The sequence below is a fragment of the Photobacterium sp. NCIMB 13483 genome, from assembly GCF_003025475.1.
Classification (GTDB): Bacteria; Pseudomonadota; Gammaproteobacteria; order Enterobacterales; family Vibrionaceae; genus Photobacterium; species Photobacterium piscicola.
Genome location: NZ_PYLV01000001.1, coordinates 390,635 through 409,404, shown reverse-complemented (window position 1 = coordinate 409,404; position 18,770 = coordinate 390,635). Strand labels below are relative to the sequence as shown.

Here is an 18,770-nt window from a genome sequence, read left to right as displayed (position 1 = left end):
ATGGCAGAAAGCTTTGTACTACCAGAAAGGCAGGAAAGAAGTTATCCAAGGGCAGTAAAGAAAAGGCCTAGTCGCTATGCGACTAGGCCTTCAAGGAAGCGTAAATTATCTTAATTCACATGCATTAAGCATCACTGCTGGCTTTTTATAACAACTCACTAGATTCTATTGGTATAAGTGTGTTTACACAGGTTCAATATCCAATAATGTTTGTACTGGCATTTCAGCAACCTTGGGTTTATTACCAAAACCACGTAAACCCACCACATGCACATGCTCACGGTCTTTAAATATTTTACGTACCAATTTATAGGTCGTGCCCTTTTCAGGACTGATATTTTCAGGGGCCGCAATCAATAATTGCATATCTAGACGTTCACATAACTCAAATAAGGTCGCAATAGACTTACCATCTAAACGCGCTGCTTCATCGAGGAACAATAAACGGCAAGGAATAATATCTTTACCGCGTAAACGGCGAGATTCTTCTTCCCAGCTTTGTATAACCATCAATAGAATGGCTTGACCTGTACCAATCGCTTCACCCGTCGATAACGCACCTGATTCTGCTTGTAGCCAACCATCAGTACCACGGTTAACTTCAATATTCAGCTCAAGGTAGTTACGGTAATCCAGTAACTCTTCACCTAGAATTTGCGGTGAGCGCTGACCCATATCAATATGTGGATTTAAACGCTGGAATAATTTCGCAATCGCTTCTGAGAACGTTAGACGCTGATTACCAAATAAATCGTTATGTTGGTCTTTTTGATCAAGTAACCCAAGCAGTAACGATTCATGCGTTTCACGTACTTTAACGTTAAGACGTACACCACATACCTGTCCAAAACCAACATGTTGTAGGCCTTGGTTAAGCATACGAATACGATTTTGCTCACGCTGAATTGTTTTGCGAATAATATTTGCTACAGAATCTGAACTGATGGCTAAACGTTGTTCACGAGCGGTCAGTTCTTCTGTTAAACGACCAAGCTCAGCTTCCATTTCTTCGATAGCTTCAACAGGATCATCGGTGCGAATAATATCGTGACGAATACGCTCACGTAGATGCTGATACACGGCGATATAGAACAACACTTTACGCTCAGGACGCGCCACATCTTCTGAGGCACGTAATGCATCACGTAAGTTTTCGTTATCAGCCACCGCCAGACGCAACGCACCTAGCGCTTTATCTGATAATGAACGTAATTCGTCAGCTGACATGTATGCCATTTCACGGCGATGTAAACGACGTTCAACATCACTTTCACGCGCAAGACGTAATACCGCACACCAACCCGCTTTAGCATTCACAACCAACTTACGGAAGTCTTGGTAATCTTTACCCACTTTACGTAAACGCTTCATCAAGCCTTTCATTTCAAGCTCAATTGACGTGGTTGATTTTTCTAATGTACTACGACGATTACGTGAACTGTGCAAACGTTCATTGAGTTCATTTCGACGTACTAATGCACGTTCTTCAGCTTCAACATCTGCACGCACACCTAACTCTTGCAGTTCACGTTCAAACTCAAGCACAGTTTCATTCTTAGCCTGGTGCGAACTTTTCAGAGATGCCAATAACTGATTATATTGGTTGGTTTGCGCACGTGATTGCTTCAAACTTGCACGAGCAGTATTACGTTGCTGCTCTGCTGTCGCTAATTTTAGTTTTAGCTGTTCATTAAGCTCTGAACTCTTATTCAATAACTCAACTGAATCAGCATAACTAAAGTGATGACGACGCTCAGCTAAATCTGCAACCGCAAAGATTAATGTTTTCAATTGTTGCAGTTTTTGATCAGCCGCTTCGTAATTAGCTTGTAATGTATCAAACTGCTCAGGATCGGCATCAAGTGCTGATACTAACCCTTCAAGTTCAATTAATGCTTTACCGTAACGATCCAGATAATTACGTGCTTCATCCATCTGCGAAAGTTGCTGTTCAACTTCAGCAAAACGTTCAGTTAGCGTTTCATCTTCAAGCAATGTCACGATTGGGTTTAATTTACCCAATAAGGTTAAGCCTTCACGTGCTGCGGCCAGTTGACTACGTTGTTGTTGCTCTTGTGCTTGTGACTCTGCTAACTGACGCATGATCTGATTACGCTGATCACGAGCTTGTTTTAGTTCAACCTCAGGATCGGCATTAAATGCAATCGCCATGTGGGTTGCCACAAAACTATTAAAACTTTGGTATAAACGTTGCAGCTTTTGCGAATCAAATGCCGCTTTTGCATGATCTTCTACCACTTGATCACGTTCATCACGTAAAAACTCTAACCGTTGTTCACGTGCAGCTCGACCAAACAGTGGTACTTTAGGAAAGCGCGAGTAACGCAATTGACGATCATTGAGATGTACACATACCGCATTCTCAAGTTCATCAACATCAAAACCACTATCATCAAATGAGTCAGCATCACCTTCAATGATATAAAGGTCATCAGGGCAATCATCTAGAGCAATCAGCTTTTCTTTAATACCGCTTAAATCAGGCACAATAATAGCATGGCGCGATGGACCATACATCGCACTGAAATAAGGCGCATCAGCAAGCGTAATGTCATCATAAATTTCAGATAACATGGTTCCGCCAAGCGTATCAGCTAATGCACGTAAACCTGAATTATCACTACCGCCAGGCTGTGCCAAATGCTCAATATCATGCTCTAAAGTTTGCTTCTGTTGCGCTAATTTATCACGCTGCGCTGATACTTGACGTTCATTATCAAGTGTTGCTTGCATCGCATCCATAACAGCTTGGCTGCTAATTAACTCAACATTGGCTTGATCAGAAAGTGTCTCTAATGCATCTGATGCAGCAATCCACGCAGGAGCTGAAGCTTCAAGTGCAGTAATACGAACAGCTAAGCCTTGCTCGTTATGACGCATGTCATTACGCTGCTCGACTAAGCTTGCTTGATCTTGCTCTAAGCTTTCTAAGGTTGCTTCATGGCGCGCTTGTTCTTCAGCTAATGCCAATTCACCATCAATAGTAATCGCAAACTTTTTCGTATACGCGCCAGCTAACTCAATAGCTTGACGTTGGCTACGAACACTGCGCTCTAAATCACGATATTGCGCTTTAAGTTGATCACCACGTTCAGAAACAGAACGAAGTTGACGTCCATGCTCTATTAGCTCTCGCGCTTTATCACTCGCATTAGTACGATCGACAACACCGGCAATTGTCGTCACAATCGCTAAGCCTTTTTCAAACTGCTGCGCGGCAGCTGATGACATATCAAGCTTATGTTTTAATGCCAATAAAGCCGTTGTTTGTTGTTCCTGTTGTTGTTTAAGCTGCGATAAATACGGTGGCGCTTGATCAGCCAGCATTTGAGGATCACCAGATAGCTGGCGCGCCTTTTCTAATGCTTGTAATGCTTGTTGATATTGCAGCGCACGTGTCTGCTGCATATCTAATGCTTGCTGGTAGTCTGCTAACTGGGTTTTTAAACTATCAACTTCTTCTTCTGTTAGCTGTGATTGTTCTTCGGCTATTGCTAATTGCTCTGCCGCTTCTTCAACCACCATCACTTGTTCTTCAAGACGCTCTGTTAGCTCTTCAAGATCTTCTTTGTAACGCTCAATTTTCTCAGCTTGACGAACTGCTGCTTGAACTAACTGTAAATGATCAGACGCCGACTGGTGATCTTGTTCTAATGCACTTTCTTGATCCGTTAGCTCCGCTAACTCAGCATTCATGTTATTTAACGATGACTGCTGATCAATCAGCGTTTGGCGTGAACCCATAAGCTCACCACGTAAACGCAGGGTTTGTTCTAATTTTTGCTGACGCTCATTAGCATGGCGCATATAGTCAGCTGCAACATAATTAGTTGCTTCTGAAATCAAATGCTTAAATAAGTCACGATCACTTTGAGTTAATTTAATCGCTTCTAACGTCATACGGTTTTCACGTAAGGCGGCTTCCATATCTTGGAACGCTTTTTTCACCCCAGAGTTATGCGGTAATAAATAATCACGCAATGAACGGGTGATCGCACTTGAAATACCACCATATAAAGAAGCTTCAATCAGACGATAGAATTTTGAACGATCTTGGCTATTACGTAATTTTTTCGGTAATACGCCCATTTCAAACATTTGTACATGGTAGTCCGTTACCGAGTTAAATGTTTTAAACTGCACCCCTTCGTACTGACTAACAAGATCTTTGACATCGTTAAGCTGACGAACACGGGCTTGATTTTCAGAAATCGTTTCAACTAATATTTCAGCAGGTTTGATATGCGATGGTAAGCCTTGAATCAAAAATGGCTTAATATCTACTTTCTTATCGCGGCCAGCTACTTGCTGTAATTTAACCGCAAAAATAATACGCTGTTGCTTTGAGTTAACCACATCCAGAGCGGCGTAACAGGCACCGGGTTTTAATTTACCGTGAAGGCCTTTGTCACGAGAAGCATTTGAACTTCCCGCTTCAGTGGTATTACGAAAGTGAAGGAGGCTTTGGTCTGGAATCAATGTCGTGATAAACGCTGCCATTGTGGTAGATTTACCTGCACCGTTACCGCCTGAAAGCGTTGTCACCAAATTATCAATATCAAAAGTACGCGCAAAAAAGCCGTTCCAGTTGATCATGGTGAGCGATTGATACTTGCCGCGTTCCATTAAATACTACTCTCCTGTCCCGCTTGCTCTACATCTTGTTGCATTTCAAGCATTTCTTGATTATTAGTGTCAATATCATCAAGCAGACTTGATTGACTTGACGCTTGCTGGTGAACCACGGCTTCACCGTCACGAATCAATCGTAACTGTGCTTCACGAACATCATCACCCGTACGTACATCAGCACCAAAGCGGAAAACAGATTCACTAATACGGAACTTGCCATTTTCACCAATAGGAATAAGCATTCCTAAACGACGTAAACGACGTAACGCTGTTTTTACTTTATCAAACAGCTTTTCACGATCAAGATCTGAACCTGAAGCGCGGTTGGTGACAAGTTTCATTAGCTTTTGTTCATCTGCTAATACCAACAACTCATCAAATAATTCTTGGTTAGTAAAGATACCTTCGTGAGCTAGACGCTCAGGGCTAAGGTAAAGAAAACATAAGACTTTACCAACGAGCATATCAATTTCAGATAATACTGAGCGACCAATCAATGAGGTCGAACGTGGGCGCAAGTATAAAAAACCTTCCGGTGCACGTACAAGTTCTGCATTATAACGACGGTAAAACATCGCTAACTCTTTCTCAAACTCAATTAAATAAGCGTGGCTATCTAAATCTTCACTTGAAACATGGCGACCAGAACGCAAAGCGTTATCTAGCGTAGGGAAAAGTGGGTTAGCAATGGCTTTAGCCAACTTCTCCGGCATAAATTCTTCAATATTTGTCAATGACATGGGCTTGTACCTTGGCTCCGTATTCGTTAATTGCTTTCCAATCAGGCTGAATGGCATTGAAATCAGCTTCGGAATACCCCATCCTCACGGCCTGATCAATCACAATCCGCGCTAAATCAAAATGTTGTGCATACGGATGTTGTGCCAAATAATCTTTAAGTAAAACACTCAAGTTGATTGGTGCACCTGTTGCTTTATGTGCTTTTAACATCAAACCGACTTTCTCAGCCAATTGATCGTTAACCAAATCAAGTTCTTCAAATTCCATTTCACCAGGAACGATACCAGTTACTTCATCATCCCGTAAAATTAAGGTTTCATCACGCATATCAAGTAAGCGTTCAGCATCTGCAAATGTCAGTAGCCATGGTGCATCGAAGTAATCGGTAACCGATTGGCGTAATCGTTGACTAAAGGCACGGTTTTTATCCATATCAATTGCGGTACGAATAAATTTATGTACGTGGCGGTCATAGCCAATCCATAAATCAATTGTTTGTTGTCCCCAACTGATGATGCGATCTAACTTCATTTGCAGGATGTAAATCATACCATCAACAAAATCGAGATCATCACGTCCTTGAATCTCTTCTTGAATCGCAAGTAGCTGACTTTGAAGCTGATCACCTGCGGCTTGCAACGTATCTTGTAATTCACGCAGTGTTGATGATGTTTCATCAAGTAAGACTTCACAACTACTGATGGCGGCTTGCCAATCTTGATTTAATAACTCAGCAATATCGAGCTTAACTTGTTGTTGCTGCTCATCCATTGCGCGTTGGTTTAAATCAATTCGATCAAAGATTTCAGCGACGGAATATTTTAAAACCGCATGCACATTTTGACGCCAATGTTTTTCATTACCGCCTTCTTGTGCTGCAGTCGCCGCTTTATTGATCTCATCGGCTACCATTGCTAACTGAATCGATAATTTTAGCGTTGAGAACTCACGTTGGCGCACGTAATAGTCAGTGATGCCGAGCGCTAACGGACTTAATCGATAAATGCTAGCACCGTCAGTAACCTCACTGGTAAAGCGTGATATTAACCGCTGTCTTACCAATTCATTAATGGCGTTATTGGCGCGAAATGCCAGGGTTTCCTTGGTTTGGCCGAACATATCGCTCACAATACGAAATGCATCGACCAACTCACCTTCCCCTAATTCTTCATCAAAGCGATCACCACTTAACACTGCAATCGCTAACAAGAACGCCAGCCGTTCTGTTGGTAAATTAAGGGCAAATTCATTATTTTTGACCCAATTTACTAACTCAGGAACAGTCTGGGTAACTTCACTCATCCCTTGTCCTTATTGCTATCATTTAAATTTGTCACTACCGTGGGTGTTACTTCTGTAAATGGCTTACGCGCATACACATGGATATAACGACCTAATGACAAAAAAGGTTCCTGACGACAAAGCTTTTGCTCCATATCAAGAACTTGTTCGAAACTGTAATCACCCATTCGATCATGATGCATGTAATCATGGAATGTGCGTACACCGGTTTTACCCATTATGTCAAACCCAGCATCAGTTAGACACTGATATACATCATCAGGCTTTATTCCTTGCTGAGGTTGTAATTTAAATCGTTTACGGTGTGGCATACCTTGTTCTATATGGGTTAAATTACCACAAATCAGATTCTTAAATAACAATCCGTTATAGTTATAAAACATAACCGAGATAACACCGCCGGGTTTTACGTTATCTAATAAACCCATTAATGTTGTAATCGGATCAGCCAACCATTCCATAACCGCATGAAAGAGAATTAAATCAACGGGTGCCTCTATATGCTTACTAATTTCTTGAATTGGTGAATGCACTAACCGATATTGCTCAATTAAGCCATTTTTAGCAATTTCTTGCTCAGCTAGTGTCAACATTTCGCTAGAAAGATCACATAACGTCACTTGATGCCCAAGCGCAGCGATTTTTTGAGATATTTGCCCAATACCGCCACCAGCATCTAATACTTGCAGGGGTGAAGCATCATTCAATTGTTGCAATATATATTCAATATCTTGCCAAACAACAACTTGTCGTATTTGGCCTTTCGCTGTGCCATAAATATTGTCAGCGAACTTTTTCGCCAAATCGTCAAAATTTCGGTCTTTTTTCATGGCTCATTTACGTTATGATAGCGACTCTAGAATATGGCTTATTTTCTCACAAGCAGTAAAGGAATAAAGGCTTGTGATCGATTTTAGAGCTCAACTGCTGAAATTTCGGACGACATATTATGTTTATACTTAAAAAAATCATATCAGCGCTACTGATGCCGCTACCCTTCCTGTTACTAGTGGGCATTATAGGTTTATGCGTGTTGTGGTTTACACGTCGAAAAAAATTAGCCTCTATCTTGATGAGTATCTCTTTAATTGGCATTTTTTTATGTTCATTCCAACCTATCACGACTGCATTGCTACGCCCATTAGAGCAAGAAAACGCCGCCTTTGTGAGTACCACCAAACCAATTAGTTATGTCATGGTCTTAGGCAGCGGCCAAGTTATCGATAAAACGTTTCCTATTACCTCAGAATTATCGCCAACAGCCATTACACGCTTAGTTGAAGGCATTCGTATCTTCCGCATGTACCCTGATGCGAAATTAATTCTCTCTGGCTTTGGGGGCTTAGCTTCTCATGGTATTAGCCACGCACGATTAATGGCACATTTAGCTATCGCATTGGGGGTTAATAAACGGGATATTCTGTTATTTGAATCAACAAAAGATACCAAAGAAGAAGCATTTCAAGCCGCTGATGTCGTTAAAGATAAAAATATGATTTTGGTAACATCAGCCAGCCAAATGTCACGTGCACTTTACTATTTCCATCAAGCGGGATTACACCCTATTCCAGCGCCGACAAACTTTAGAGCCAGTAATAAAATACGTAATTTTGTACCAGACTCAACATACCTCACTCAAATGGAAATTGTTGAGCATGAGCGTTTAGGGCAATTATGGCAGCGCATTACTAGCGAGCTATTAAACCCGCAAATTGAACATCAACAAGCAGAAAAAGTAAAACCTGAGACATTATAAGATTTCCAATGTCATGTTTTAGTTAATTATTTTAAGGCCAGTTGCGATATGATACGCACTGGCTTTTTTTAAACTTTAACAACAGTTTGCATAACTATTAAGATCATACAATTTTAAAATTTCTTTTTATCGTATTATTTCACTTTAATCTCAGCATGCTTTACTGTATTTCATGATAAAATAATGGCTTACTACTTAAGAAAGAATTAAATTCATGAAACTTTTAATCCGTAACCTTTCTCGCAGCACAACTGAAGTTCAAATTCACAAAATGTTTGAAGAATTTGGTAAAATTAGTGCTTATAACCTTGTATTAGACGACAAAACAGGCAAATCAAAAGGATTTGCATTTGTTGAAATGGCTGATGATGAACAAGCAACTCGCGCAATGAAAGCTCTTCATGAAATGATGGTTGATAAAAGCCGTATCCGTGTAAAAATTGCCGAATAATTACAGCAATTAATTTACCCATAAAAAAACCGAGTAAGTAATACTCGGTTTTTTATTATTGAGATAACGGATATCAACTCGCTGTTTTGTTAACTAACTAACTGCCGTACTTTTTCCAAATCATCTAAGGTATCAACCCCTGCTGGTGGCGCATCAATAGCAACATCAACATGAATTTTCTCACCATACCAAAGCACACGAAGTTGCTCTAATGATTCGATTTGCTCCAGCGGACTTGGTTGCCAATTAATATAAGTATTAATAAACCCAGCACGGTAAGCATAAATCCCAATATGGCGCAGTAAATTATGATGCACAATACGCGGTTGCTGAGCAAAATTATCCCGATCCCAAGGAATGGCGGCACGGCTAAAATACAATGCGTAGCCGTCTTTATCAGTAACCACTTTTACAGCATTAGGATTAAAAATTTCATCATGATGATCAATCTCTACCGCTAATGTTGCCATCGGTGCATTAAAATGCGCAATATTATCGGCAACTTGACGAATAATTGTATCAGGGATAAGCGGCTCATCACCTTGAACATTCACCACGATATGATCATCAGCAAGTTGATATTTCTCAACCACTTCAGCCAAACGTTCAGTACCTGATTGATGATCAGTGCGAGTTAAACACACCTCACCACCAAAACCTTGTACCACATCGACAATACGCTGATCATCAGTTGCAACAATAACTTGATCTGCACCAGATTTACATGCTTGTTCGTAAACCCATTGCACCATTGGTTTACCTGCAATATCAGCTAACGGTTTACCCGGTAAACGGGTTGATTGATAACGTGCAGGAATAATAACAGTAAAGGCCATTACTTAACCTCGTCAGAACTTAATGTACGCGCTTCTGAATCAAGTAGGACTGGAATACCGTCATCGATAGGATAAGCAAGACGATCAAACTTACACACTAATTCATTCTTTTCTTTATCGAAATTTAATTTGCCTTTACATACAGGGCAAGCAACAATTTCAAGCAGACGGTGATCCATACTTTTCCTTAACCTCTATAATCTGTTTAATGATAGCTGATGCTTGTGGCTCAGAGATAACCGCATCGACAGGCAGATACCACCAATTATCCTCAGCAAATGGGTAACATTTTACCGCATCTTTTTCAGTCATCACTAAATGTTGCCCTTGTTGGGCTAAACTTAATAATGTTTGATGAGTAAAGGGTTGATGATCAGCAAAAGGCTGGCATGCAACAGGCTTTACTCCTAACGCATTCAATGTTGCAAAAAATCGTGGTGGATGACCAATCCCCGCCATTGCAACGACAGATGATAAAGACGAGGCATCACAACGCGCGCCTGTTTTAACGTTAATCAACGCTGACGGAGCTAAGTACATTGTCGCTTCATTGGCATCAGCAACACCACCATTACAAATCAGAAAATCAACCTCATTAAGGCGCTGACATGATTCTCGTAATGGGCCTAATGGCAATAGTTGTTGATTACCAAACCGACGTTTACCATCAATTACAACTAATTCAATATCTCGTGCGAGAGCATAATGTTGTAAACCATCATCTGTAATAATGACATCAACATCATGCTCTAATAGTAACTTTACCGCATCACTTCGAACGGGAGCAACCGCAACGGGTACTCCCGTTCGACGACGAATTAAAACCGGCTCATCCCCAGCAATATCCGTACTAGTATCACTCTCAACAAAATACGGATAATGCGGTGCATTGCCACCATAACCACGTGAAACAACACCTGGTTTTAATCCTTGAGCCAAAAGTTGTTCCACCAACCAGACCACTACCGGTGTTTTGCCATTACCACCAGCGGTGATATTACCAACAATAACCACCGGTACTGGCGCTCGATATGCCATTTTCTTGCCTGTTGTATATTGATTCCGTTTTCGACGGCTTAATACACCAAACAATTGACTGAGTGGCCACAATAATGGCCACAACAGATAATAAGCAATGCGAGTTTTACCTTTTAATGCTGATTGGTACCACATAGCTTCAATGAAAGCAGCCACAATTAATCACCAAATTGAATACGATGAAGTTGCGCGTAAGCACCATTAAGACGAATTAACTCACCATGCGTACCACGTTCAATAATTTCACCATCATCGACAACTAAAATTTGATCAGCATTTTCGATTGTAGATAAACGGTGAGCAATGACTAACACAGTGCGATCTTTTTGTAATTCATCAAGTGCGCGTTGAATCGCACGCTCAGATTCAGTATCTAACGCTGATGTTGCTTCATCGAGCACTAATACTGGCGCATTACGTAATAATGCACGAGCGATAGCCAGACGCTGACGTTGACCACCTGATAAGCTCACACCATTTTCACCAATAACGGTATCTAACCCGTGCTCCATATCTTTAATAAAGTCCATCGCATAAGCAAGCTCTGCTACTCGTTCAATATCAGCACGAGTAAACATATCGCCACTTGCATAAGCGATATTATTGGCAATGGTATCATTAAACAAATGCACATTTTGTGAGACTACAGCAACCTGAGAACGTAGGTTTGATAAGGTATAATCTTGAATTTCAACATTATCTAAACGCAAGTCTCCTGAGTCAATATCATAGAAACGTGTAAGTAAATTGGCAATGGTACTTTTACCTGAACCTGAACGTCCCACAAGCGCTACCGTTTTACCTGCTGGCAGTTCAAAACTGACATTACGCAGCGCTGGCGTGTCTTTAGTTGGGTAAGTAAAGGTCACATCTTTGACTGATACATCACCTCTAACACGATCAACTTCATGCTTACCATTATCTTTTTCAGTTTCTAAATCCATCAAATCAAACAGTGTATGACATGCCGCCATACCACGTTGGAATTGAGATGTAACACTGGTCAGAGATTTAAGTGGACGCATTAAACCAAACATTGCACCAAATACGACTGCAAATGTACCTGGTGTTAATGAATCACGTAATAATGGTGTATTAGCAAGAATCAACACCACAACCAATGCTGAAGAAGCAATAAGTTGGATAATCGGGTTCGCTATCGCCTGTGCAGAAACCAATTTCATGGTTTGGCGACGCATTAAATTACTTACTTCATCAAAACGTTGCTTCTCAACACCTTGACCACCGTAACTTAATACAACTTTATGGCCTTTTAGCATTTGCTCTGCAGATGAGGTCACTGAACCCATTGCATCTTGCATACTACGTGAGATTTTACGGAATCGTTTTGAAACAACACTAATGCTAATAGCAACAACAGGGGCGATAACAATCAAAATAGCCGATAGCTGCCAACTATTCCAAAACATCAATACCATTAAGCCAATAATCGATGCCCCTTCACGAACAATGCTCACCAAAGCACTACTGGTCGCAGAAGCAACTTGTTCAGAGTCATAAGTAATGCGTGATAATAATGCACCAGAAGCTTCTTTATCAAAAAACGCCACCGGCATTTTCATAAAGTGCTGAAATAGTTGCCGACGAAGATTCATTACGACATTGCCTGACACCCACGATAAACAGTAGGTTGATACAAAGCCACTCGCACCACGCATGATCATTAAGCCAACAAGATAGATAGGCATCATGGCAAGAAAACCCGAATCCATACTATCAAACCCGCCAAAACTTTTATCAAGTAGCGGTTTAATCATCGACAACATCAAGGTATCACCAGCCGCATTTATGATCAGCGCAATAACCGCGACAATAATGCCCGCTTTATAGATCTTGATATAAGGCCACAGTCTTTTATAAGTATCTTTGGTTGATTTTTCTGTTAATTGCGTCATGAATGCCAATTTTGATAAAATACAATCTCTCTATTCTACCCTTAACATTGCTATCAACCAAATTTGTCCACAATCCTTTTTTCTTAAACCACGTTTTATGCTCATAAAAACAACATCAATAATCATTAATCAGGCGTTTTTTATTTTAAGGCTAGCCACTGCGGTCGATACCAGGCCTGAGAATAATGATAACGTTGTTGTTTTATTTGATAGTTATTCTGATGAATAGTGATCGTGACTTGACCACTATCTTGGGTACTGATCCAATCAATATTATTGGCTTGGTAACGCCGCTTAACCGCAGCAGATGGTAAGCCCCATGGATTAAAATATCCAATCGATACTATCGCGACCGAAGGTTGAATATTATCCAGTAATGTTTGTGTTGATGAGGTACTACTACCATGGTGTGGTACGACAATAATATCGGCTTGCTCTGTCTGTGCTTGCGTCAACATCACTAACTCAGATTTGGCATCTATATCCCCAGTTAATAATACGCGCGGCCCCTTCCCGCCTAATGCTTGAACATGAATAACACAAGAATCTGAATTTGTGGCTCGAATCGCGGTTGTTGGTGGCCATTTAACCGTAAACTCAAGCCCCTGCCATTGCCATTTTTGCCCCATAACACAAGTTGAAAAGCCATCTCGTTGATCGCTACTGTATTTTTTCAGAGGTTGATAACGCTGTATAAGATAATCACTGCCGCCAGCATGATCATTATCAGAATGACTTAAAACAAGCCCATCAACAGCTGATATTCCTTTATAGGCTAATATTGGCTCAATGACTGACTGAGCAATACTTTTTTCATCCCAAGCATTACCAGTATCATAAATAAATACTCGCTGTTGTTTCTCTATTAAAATAGCTAATCCGTGCCCAACATCTAATACTGTTATCGTCCACATTGGTGAGCTGTGATTATTATGGTGTTGCTTCCACCACCAACTGAGAACAATAAAAATAATACTCATGTACAACCAGCGGAAATACACTAAAGGTAATAAAGGCCATACAACCGTTATTACCGTAATAATGACCAATAATGGTGTAATTGATGCAGGTAACATCATCCATGCTCCATTACTCCACGCTGCAATATGTAAAACAGGCATTAATGAAACATCAGCCAGTCCCCAAAATAATGCAGACAACCCTGGCCACCATACTGTTATAACGCCAATCAAGACTAACGGCACCGTTATCACACTAAGCCAAGGTACCGCCATTAAATTAGTCAATGGTGCAGCTAGAGAGACGCCACCAAACCACCACCACTGCATGGGTAACATTAATAACAGGAGATACCCTTGTACTTTACACAACTGCTTTAAGTGCTGATACCACCGCTGCTGCCAAGGTAAATCGGCTAATGCTGGTGAATTACCAATAATAACCATCATTAAAAAGATAATAACTGCACCAAACGATAACCAGAAACCTGCGCTGTAACTAACAAAAGGATCCCATAGCAAACACAAACTTAATGTTGCTAATAAAATTTGCCAAGGTCGCCAATTAATTGCAGTAATACGCAGAACACCAACGATTAAACACATTAATAACGCACGAATAGTCGGCAGGCTAAACCCTGCAAGCCATGCATATCCAAAGGCAAATAACAGCCCACAAAGCAAAGGTAGCCATGACCAATAACCCGTTTGTGGTAAGCATAACCGCAATAAGTAACCAAACCACCATCCGATCAGCATCGCCAACCCAATATGTAACCCTGAAATCGCTAATAAATGCGCCAGCCCACTGTCACGTAAATCTATCCAGTTCTGCGCCTCTAACCCCTCCCTTAATCCAAAGGTTAGAGCGGTTAAATAACTTTGATGGCGAGTGTTTTTTAATAATGGAGTAACGCTATCTAACCATTGCTGACGTAAAGATATCGAAGAGGATAATCGTGTCGGTAAAAGCTTTCCCCCAGTAACAACAGCACGACCATGAATACTGCGGCTTAATGCATATTGTTCACGATCAAAACCGGCTTGGTTAACACGTCCAACAATACGGCTCAACCTAACAGGTAAACGCCATATTTGTCCTTGCTTTAATCTTGGCGCATCTTTCCAAAACACCATTAACTGTAATGGAGAGACAAAATCAACATTGGCAGAATGTAAATTCAGTACTTTTACCTCAAAATACTCAGAGGGTATATTTTCATTAAAAAGCGTACTAATGCTTACATCTATGGTAACATTAGTACTGTTTATTGGAATGTTATCAATATTGTTAATATATTGATTAGCATCAAAAACAACCCAGAATATAGCAAGTGAAAAGCAAATAAAAATAAGACTTCGATACACAATGAACAATATAGCGCCGATGACTATTATTAATAGTAAAAACCAATACGGTGGTAAGGCGTTAAAAAAATGTAACGATAGATAACCGCTTATGCTTGCTATAAATATTTGAACCATATGGCCTTAGCCAGTCAAAAAAAATTATTATGCCAAGACATTTCATTAAAAAATTTCTGCCTAGCCATGAAGTGATTAAACGCCAAAAAGCGTTAAAGATATTCGGGAATCTACTTTATAACCCAAATCTATGGTGCTTAAACCGTCGTTCAGCATCTGGCGCATTTGCTGTTGGATTATTTATGGCTTTCGTTCCTCTTCCCAGTCAAATGTTAATGGCGGCGGGTCTCGCTATTATGTTTGGTGTTAATTTACCGTTATCCGTTGCACTAGTCTGGGTCAGTAACCCGGTAACAATGCCAGTACTCTTCTATGGCGCTTACAAGCTAGGTGCTTGGGTATTGCATAGCCCTGATGTTGGCTTTCATTTTGAATTAACATGGGATTTCCTATTAAATCAAATGAGTCAAATTGGCCCCCCATTCTTATTGGGATGCTTTATTTGTAGTGTATTAAGTGCATCCATCGGCTATTTCGGTATTCGTTGGTTATGGCGCTATTCGGTCGTTCGTAGCTGGAATCGTCGTAAATTCCGAATTCCTAAAACACGCTAACCATTACTTTGTTATAACAATAAAACTTCATGCTTATGGAGTTTTATTGTTAACTGCCATTTTTTTGAGACTCTCCCTCCATTATTTTCCCTTTTTCATGCGCTTTTTCTTATGATTATTCGATCTAACCCGCATTTATTTTTCCTATAACCGCAGCAAAAACTTATATTGCTAATTAGTTGCATTTAATACCTAGTAATTATTATTGTTCAGACTACTATTTAAAAATAGAATAGAGCCTTAAATAGCAGTAACTTATTGCCAGCTAATAAGCATTAATATTTTGAATAAAGGGAAATGAAATGGAAAATCCAGTAAAGAATTTACTCACAAAAGGTTGGAAGTGGTTTGTTGTCGTTGGTGTTATTGTTGCTTTAGCCGGTATTTTTGCAATTAGCTTACCTGTCGCCGCAGGCATGACAATTACAACTATTATTGGCGTGATCTTCTTAGTCATCGGTTTAGTACAGGTTTATCACACCTTTAGTATTCCACAATGGAAAACTAAAATTTGGTATGTCATCAGTGCTCTCTTTTACCTTCTTGGCGGCTTATTCATTTTAGGGCAACCATTCATTGGCTTAGTTACCATTACCGTGCTTATGATTGCCACTATGGTATTTAATGGTATTACACGAATGATGTTTGGTTTTAGCAGCAGAGAGCACCTTGCTGGCTGGCGTTGGATTGTTTTCAGTGGTTTATTATCAACAATCATTGGTATCTATTTCTTTAATTTAATGCACAATCCTCAATTCTCAATGTCACTATTGGGCATTTTTGTTGGTGTCTCTTTAATATTTGAAGGTATCAGCTTTATTTTCATTGGCTCACAAATGAAAAAAGCCCTAATCAAATAAATACATTGAATAAACAATAACGATTAAAGCTTCAGCTAACCACTGAAGCTTTTTTTATAAAAAGCACTCCACAGAAACATAGCCCACCATTATTTCATAACAATTTCTTATAAAAACATTGCCTTTGGTTATAATTTTGAGTAAAAGTGTGTTTTTGATACTTGAGCGATATTGTTGATGAGTTACTTCACTCTCTTTAGCTTGCTACTAAATACATTGCTAGTAAGCGCAACAAGTTCGGCTGAGCCTATTGCATGGTCTCAATATGCTTTACATCCAGCTTCAGTCTTTAACGCTACCAATCATCAAGAAAACTGGAACGATAATGTCATTATTTTATCGAGCAATAGCCATAAAACACGACAGTTATCAAAAACAGAAAAAAAGAATTTTGTTCCTGCACTGCATTGTGACCACAATGTCATTCGACAACCACATCAAATAACAAGTCATTGTTTTAAGCATCAACGGTATCCACATCTTGTTCTTGCTAACTTTCAATACCGTTTTACTCACAGTCGTAGGCAGTTAATGTTACTCAATGACCACGACATTTACTTTAATTATGACTCTGACTACAAGGACTACATAGATGCTTGATTCATTTGTATCTATTTTTTCAGCGCTATGGCATCAAGATTTTGCAGCATTACAAAACCCTGAAAGTATTGTAATGATCTATTTTTGTGTCACTTTTGTTATTTGGCTGGAAAGTGCATTTTTACCCGCAGCTCCACTCCCTTGCGACAGCATTGTTATTTTAGCTGGCACATTAGGTGCAATGGGGATCATTGATTTTAAATTGATCGTATTTTTGTTAATTATGGCGGCGGCTATTGGTAGTTGGCTCGCTTATTTACAAGGCCGCTGGCTTGATCATTTACCAAAAGTAAAACGATGGGTAGATATGGTACCGCCTCATCGAATGGAGACTGTTGATAAATTACTTATTCGACATGGGATTGTAGCTTTATTTACAGCGCGCTTTATTCCTGTCGTACGTCCACTATTACCATTGGTAATGGGATTTAGAATTAAGAATCAAGCCCACTTCTTCCGCTTTGCCTGGCTAAGTGCTACAGCTTGGATACTATTACTCACAGGCTTAGGGTATTTATTAACACTCTTGCCTGAAAATATAGCTCGAGTAACAACCATGATCTTGATGGTAGCGCCATTTATTACCTTAGGTATTGCCATCATTAGTCTATTGAGTAGCTGGTTTATTAAGCGTATTAAGAATAATAATATCGCTTAACCTCTGTTTACAACATCACGTTACAGAACCTGTTTACAAATCAATAGCTATAAAAAAACCCGCTTAATCAGCGGGTTTTTTATCATCAATAAACGGGCTTAAACTTAGAAGTAGAAGCGAGTACCGAATACGATGTTAGTTAGGCTGTCTTTCGCTTTACCACTTGAGAACTCAATATCGTCAGTTGCGATGTTGTAGTTAGCTTCTGCAGTTAGAGCAACGTTAGGGTTGATGAAGTATTTAACACCAGCCGCTAATTTAAGGTTTAGTGCCCAAGAATCGCCACTCTTACCAGCATCGCCTTCAAGGCCGTCTTCGTTGTTGTAGTTTAGACCAGCAAGTTCAGTAGCAGCACCAACGTAAGGAACCCAGTTAGTAGAGTTAACAAAGTTGTATTCTGTAAATACACCAATCTTACCACTGAATGCATCGTTTTCATCTTTAGCAGCAACAGATGCAGTACCACCAACTTCCCAGTTATCTTTTACGAATGTACCGTAAGAACCGTTTAGGTTTAGATCCCAACCGCTACCTAGTTTAGCATTACCTTGAATACCAAGCTCTTGTGTACCAGCTGGAAGTTGAACCGCTGCTTGTGCAGCAACAGGCGCCATTACAGCAAAAGCTACTAATAAACCTAGTGCATTCTTTTTCATTGTATATTCCTAATTGTTTTATTTATTAACAAATCGCTGTCTATTTATAGAATGACAGTCATATCGATTATAGAATAACCGTCATATCGATGCAGAATAAATCCTGTCTAATAACGACTACAGCACATTTGCTTTTTTAAAGTGACATCAAATTATCATGTAAAAATGGCCGTGTTAAATTAAACAATATAAATTCACAAAAAAAAGAACAGTGTTCGTTATTTATCTGCTAGATAAACTAATCTCAGAAAACTCAGGCAAACCTCAAGCGGCATCAGCACTGACGTGTGTTGTTTTTTTTATGA

At 39.9% G+C, this 18,770-nt stretch carries 16 protein-coding genes; 6 read left to right on the top strand and 10 right to left on the bottom strand.

From position 1 onward, the window contains the following. Window positions 1-183: 183 nt before the first annotated feature. Genes mukB through cmoM form a run of 4 tightly spaced genes read right to left on the bottom strand, consistent with a single transcriptional unit; the run spans window position 184 to window position 7,526 of the window. A complete protein-coding gene (gene mukB / locus C9I86_RS01855) occupies window positions 184-4,647 on the bottom strand; it encodes a chromosome partition protein MukB (RefSeq protein ID WP_107275433.1) in 4,464 nt (1,487 codons plus the stop codon). Then, complete coding sequence (mukE, locus tag C9I86_RS01850; protein ID WP_080156661.1) at window positions 4,647-5,393, bottom strand: chromosome partition protein MukE; 747 nt, start codon at window positions 5,391-5,393, stop codon at window positions 4,647-4,649. Before mukE ends, mukB begins: the two co-directional genes overlap by 1 nt. Continuing rightward, window positions 5,374-6,696, bottom strand: a complete 1,323-nt coding sequence (mukF, locus tag C9I86_RS01845; RefSeq protein WP_080156662.1) for a chromosome partition protein MukF — start codon at window positions 6,694-6,696, stop codon at window positions 5,374-5,376. The genes mukE and mukF overlap by 20 nt, the downstream gene beginning before the upstream one ends. Beyond that, a complete protein-coding gene (gene cmoM, locus C9I86_RS01840) occupies window positions 6,693-7,526 on the bottom strand; it encodes a tRNA uridine 5-oxyacetic acid(34) methyltransferase CmoM (protein WP_080156663.1) in 834 nt (277 codons plus the stop codon). The genes mukF and cmoM overlap by 4 nt, the downstream gene beginning before the upstream one ends. A gap of 119 nt (window positions 7,527-7,645) precedes the next feature. Between cmoM and elyC the strand changes: the two genes are divergently transcribed. Both elyC and C9I86_RS01830 read left to right on the top strand, forming a co-directional pair. Then, window positions 7,646-8,452 carry an envelope biogenesis factor ElyC gene (gene elyC / locus C9I86_RS01835; RefSeq protein WP_107275432.1) on the top strand — a complete coding sequence of 269 codons (807 nt, stop codon included), beginning with the start codon at window positions 7,646-7,648 and terminating at the stop codon, window positions 8,450-8,452. Between the two features lie 214 nt (window positions 8,453-8,666). Continuing rightward, on the top strand, window positions 8,667-8,903 hold the full coding sequence (locus C9I86_RS01830; protein ID WP_107275431.1) for an RNA-binding protein: 237 nt from the start codon (window positions 8,667-8,669) through the stop codon (window positions 8,901-8,903). Between the two features lie 89 nt (window positions 8,904-8,992). On the opposite strand, the gene kdsB is transcribed toward C9I86_RS01830, so the two are convergent. The 5 genes from kdsB to C9I86_RS01805 all read right to left on the bottom strand — a co-directional run bounded on the left by kdsB (window position 8,993) and on the right by C9I86_RS01805 (window position 15,137). After that, on the bottom strand, window positions 8,993-9,739 hold the full coding sequence (gene kdsB, locus C9I86_RS01825; RefSeq protein ID WP_080156666.1) for a 3-deoxy-manno-octulosonate cytidylyltransferase: 747 nt from the start codon (window positions 9,737-9,739) through the stop codon (window positions 8,993-8,995). After that, the gene (locus C9I86_RS01820) at window positions 9,739-9,918 is read right to left on the bottom strand and encodes a Trm112 family protein (RefSeq protein ID WP_045035565.1); all 180 of its coding nucleotides are present in this window, start codon (window positions 9,916-9,918) and stop codon (window positions 9,739-9,741) included. Before C9I86_RS01820 ends, kdsB begins: the two co-directional genes overlap by 1 nt. After that, window positions 9,899-10,933 (bottom strand): tetraacyldisaccharide 4'-kinase, encoded by a 1,035-nt coding sequence (lpxK, locus tag C9I86_RS01815; protein WP_369924842.1) that lies wholly within the window; start codon window positions 10,931-10,933, stop codon window positions 9,899-9,901. Before lpxK ends, C9I86_RS01820 begins: the two co-directional genes overlap by 20 nt. 2 nt (window positions 10,934-10,935) lie before the next feature. Further along, window positions 10,936-12,693: a lipid A ABC transporter ATP-binding protein/permease MsbA gene (msbA, locus tag C9I86_RS01810; RefSeq protein WP_107275430.1), complete on the bottom strand. Its 1,758-nt coding sequence runs from the start codon at window positions 12,691-12,693 to the stop codon at window positions 10,936-10,938. 140 nt (window positions 12,694-12,833) lie between these two features. Then, window positions 12,834-15,137 carry a DNA internalization-related competence protein ComEC/Rec2 gene (locus tag C9I86_RS01805; RefSeq protein WP_107275429.1) on the bottom strand — a complete coding sequence of 768 codons (2,304 nt, stop codon included), beginning with the start codon at window positions 15,135-15,137 and terminating at the stop codon, window positions 12,834-12,836. 29 nt (window positions 15,138-15,166) lie between these two features. On the opposite strand from C9I86_RS01805, the gene C9I86_RS01800 reads away from it, so the two are divergent. From C9I86_RS01800 to C9I86_RS01785, 4 genes are all read left to right on the top strand, one after another. Continuing rightward, window positions 15,167-15,691, top strand: a complete 525-nt coding sequence (locus C9I86_RS01800) for a DUF2062 domain-containing protein (RefSeq protein WP_080173216.1) — start codon at window positions 15,167-15,169, stop codon at window positions 15,689-15,691. 302 nt (window positions 15,692-15,993) lie between these two features. After that, window positions 15,994-16,551, top strand: coding sequence for an HdeD family acid-resistance protein (locus C9I86_RS01795; RefSeq protein ID WP_080156671.1), 558 nt, complete (start codon window positions 15,994-15,996; stop codon window positions 16,549-16,551). Window positions 16,552-16,728: 177 nt separating this feature from the next. Beyond that, window positions 16,729-17,151 (top strand): hypothetical protein, encoded by a 423-nt coding sequence (locus C9I86_RS01790; RefSeq protein WP_080156672.1) that lies wholly within the window; start codon window positions 16,729-16,731, stop codon window positions 17,149-17,151. Further along, window positions 17,144-17,809, top strand: coding sequence for a DedA family protein (locus C9I86_RS01785; protein WP_107275428.1), 666 nt, complete (start codon window positions 17,144-17,146; stop codon window positions 17,807-17,809). The genes C9I86_RS01790 and C9I86_RS01785 overlap by 8 nt, the downstream gene beginning before the upstream one ends. A gap of 104 nt (window positions 17,810-17,913) precedes the next feature. Here the strand turns inward: C9I86_RS01785 and C9I86_RS01780 are convergent, their stop codons facing one another. Next, a complete protein-coding gene (locus tag C9I86_RS01780) occupies window positions 17,914-18,465 on the bottom strand; it encodes an outer membrane beta-barrel protein (RefSeq protein WP_107275427.1) in 552 nt (183 codons plus the stop codon). Between the last annotated feature and the right edge of the window lie 305 nt (window positions 18,466-18,770).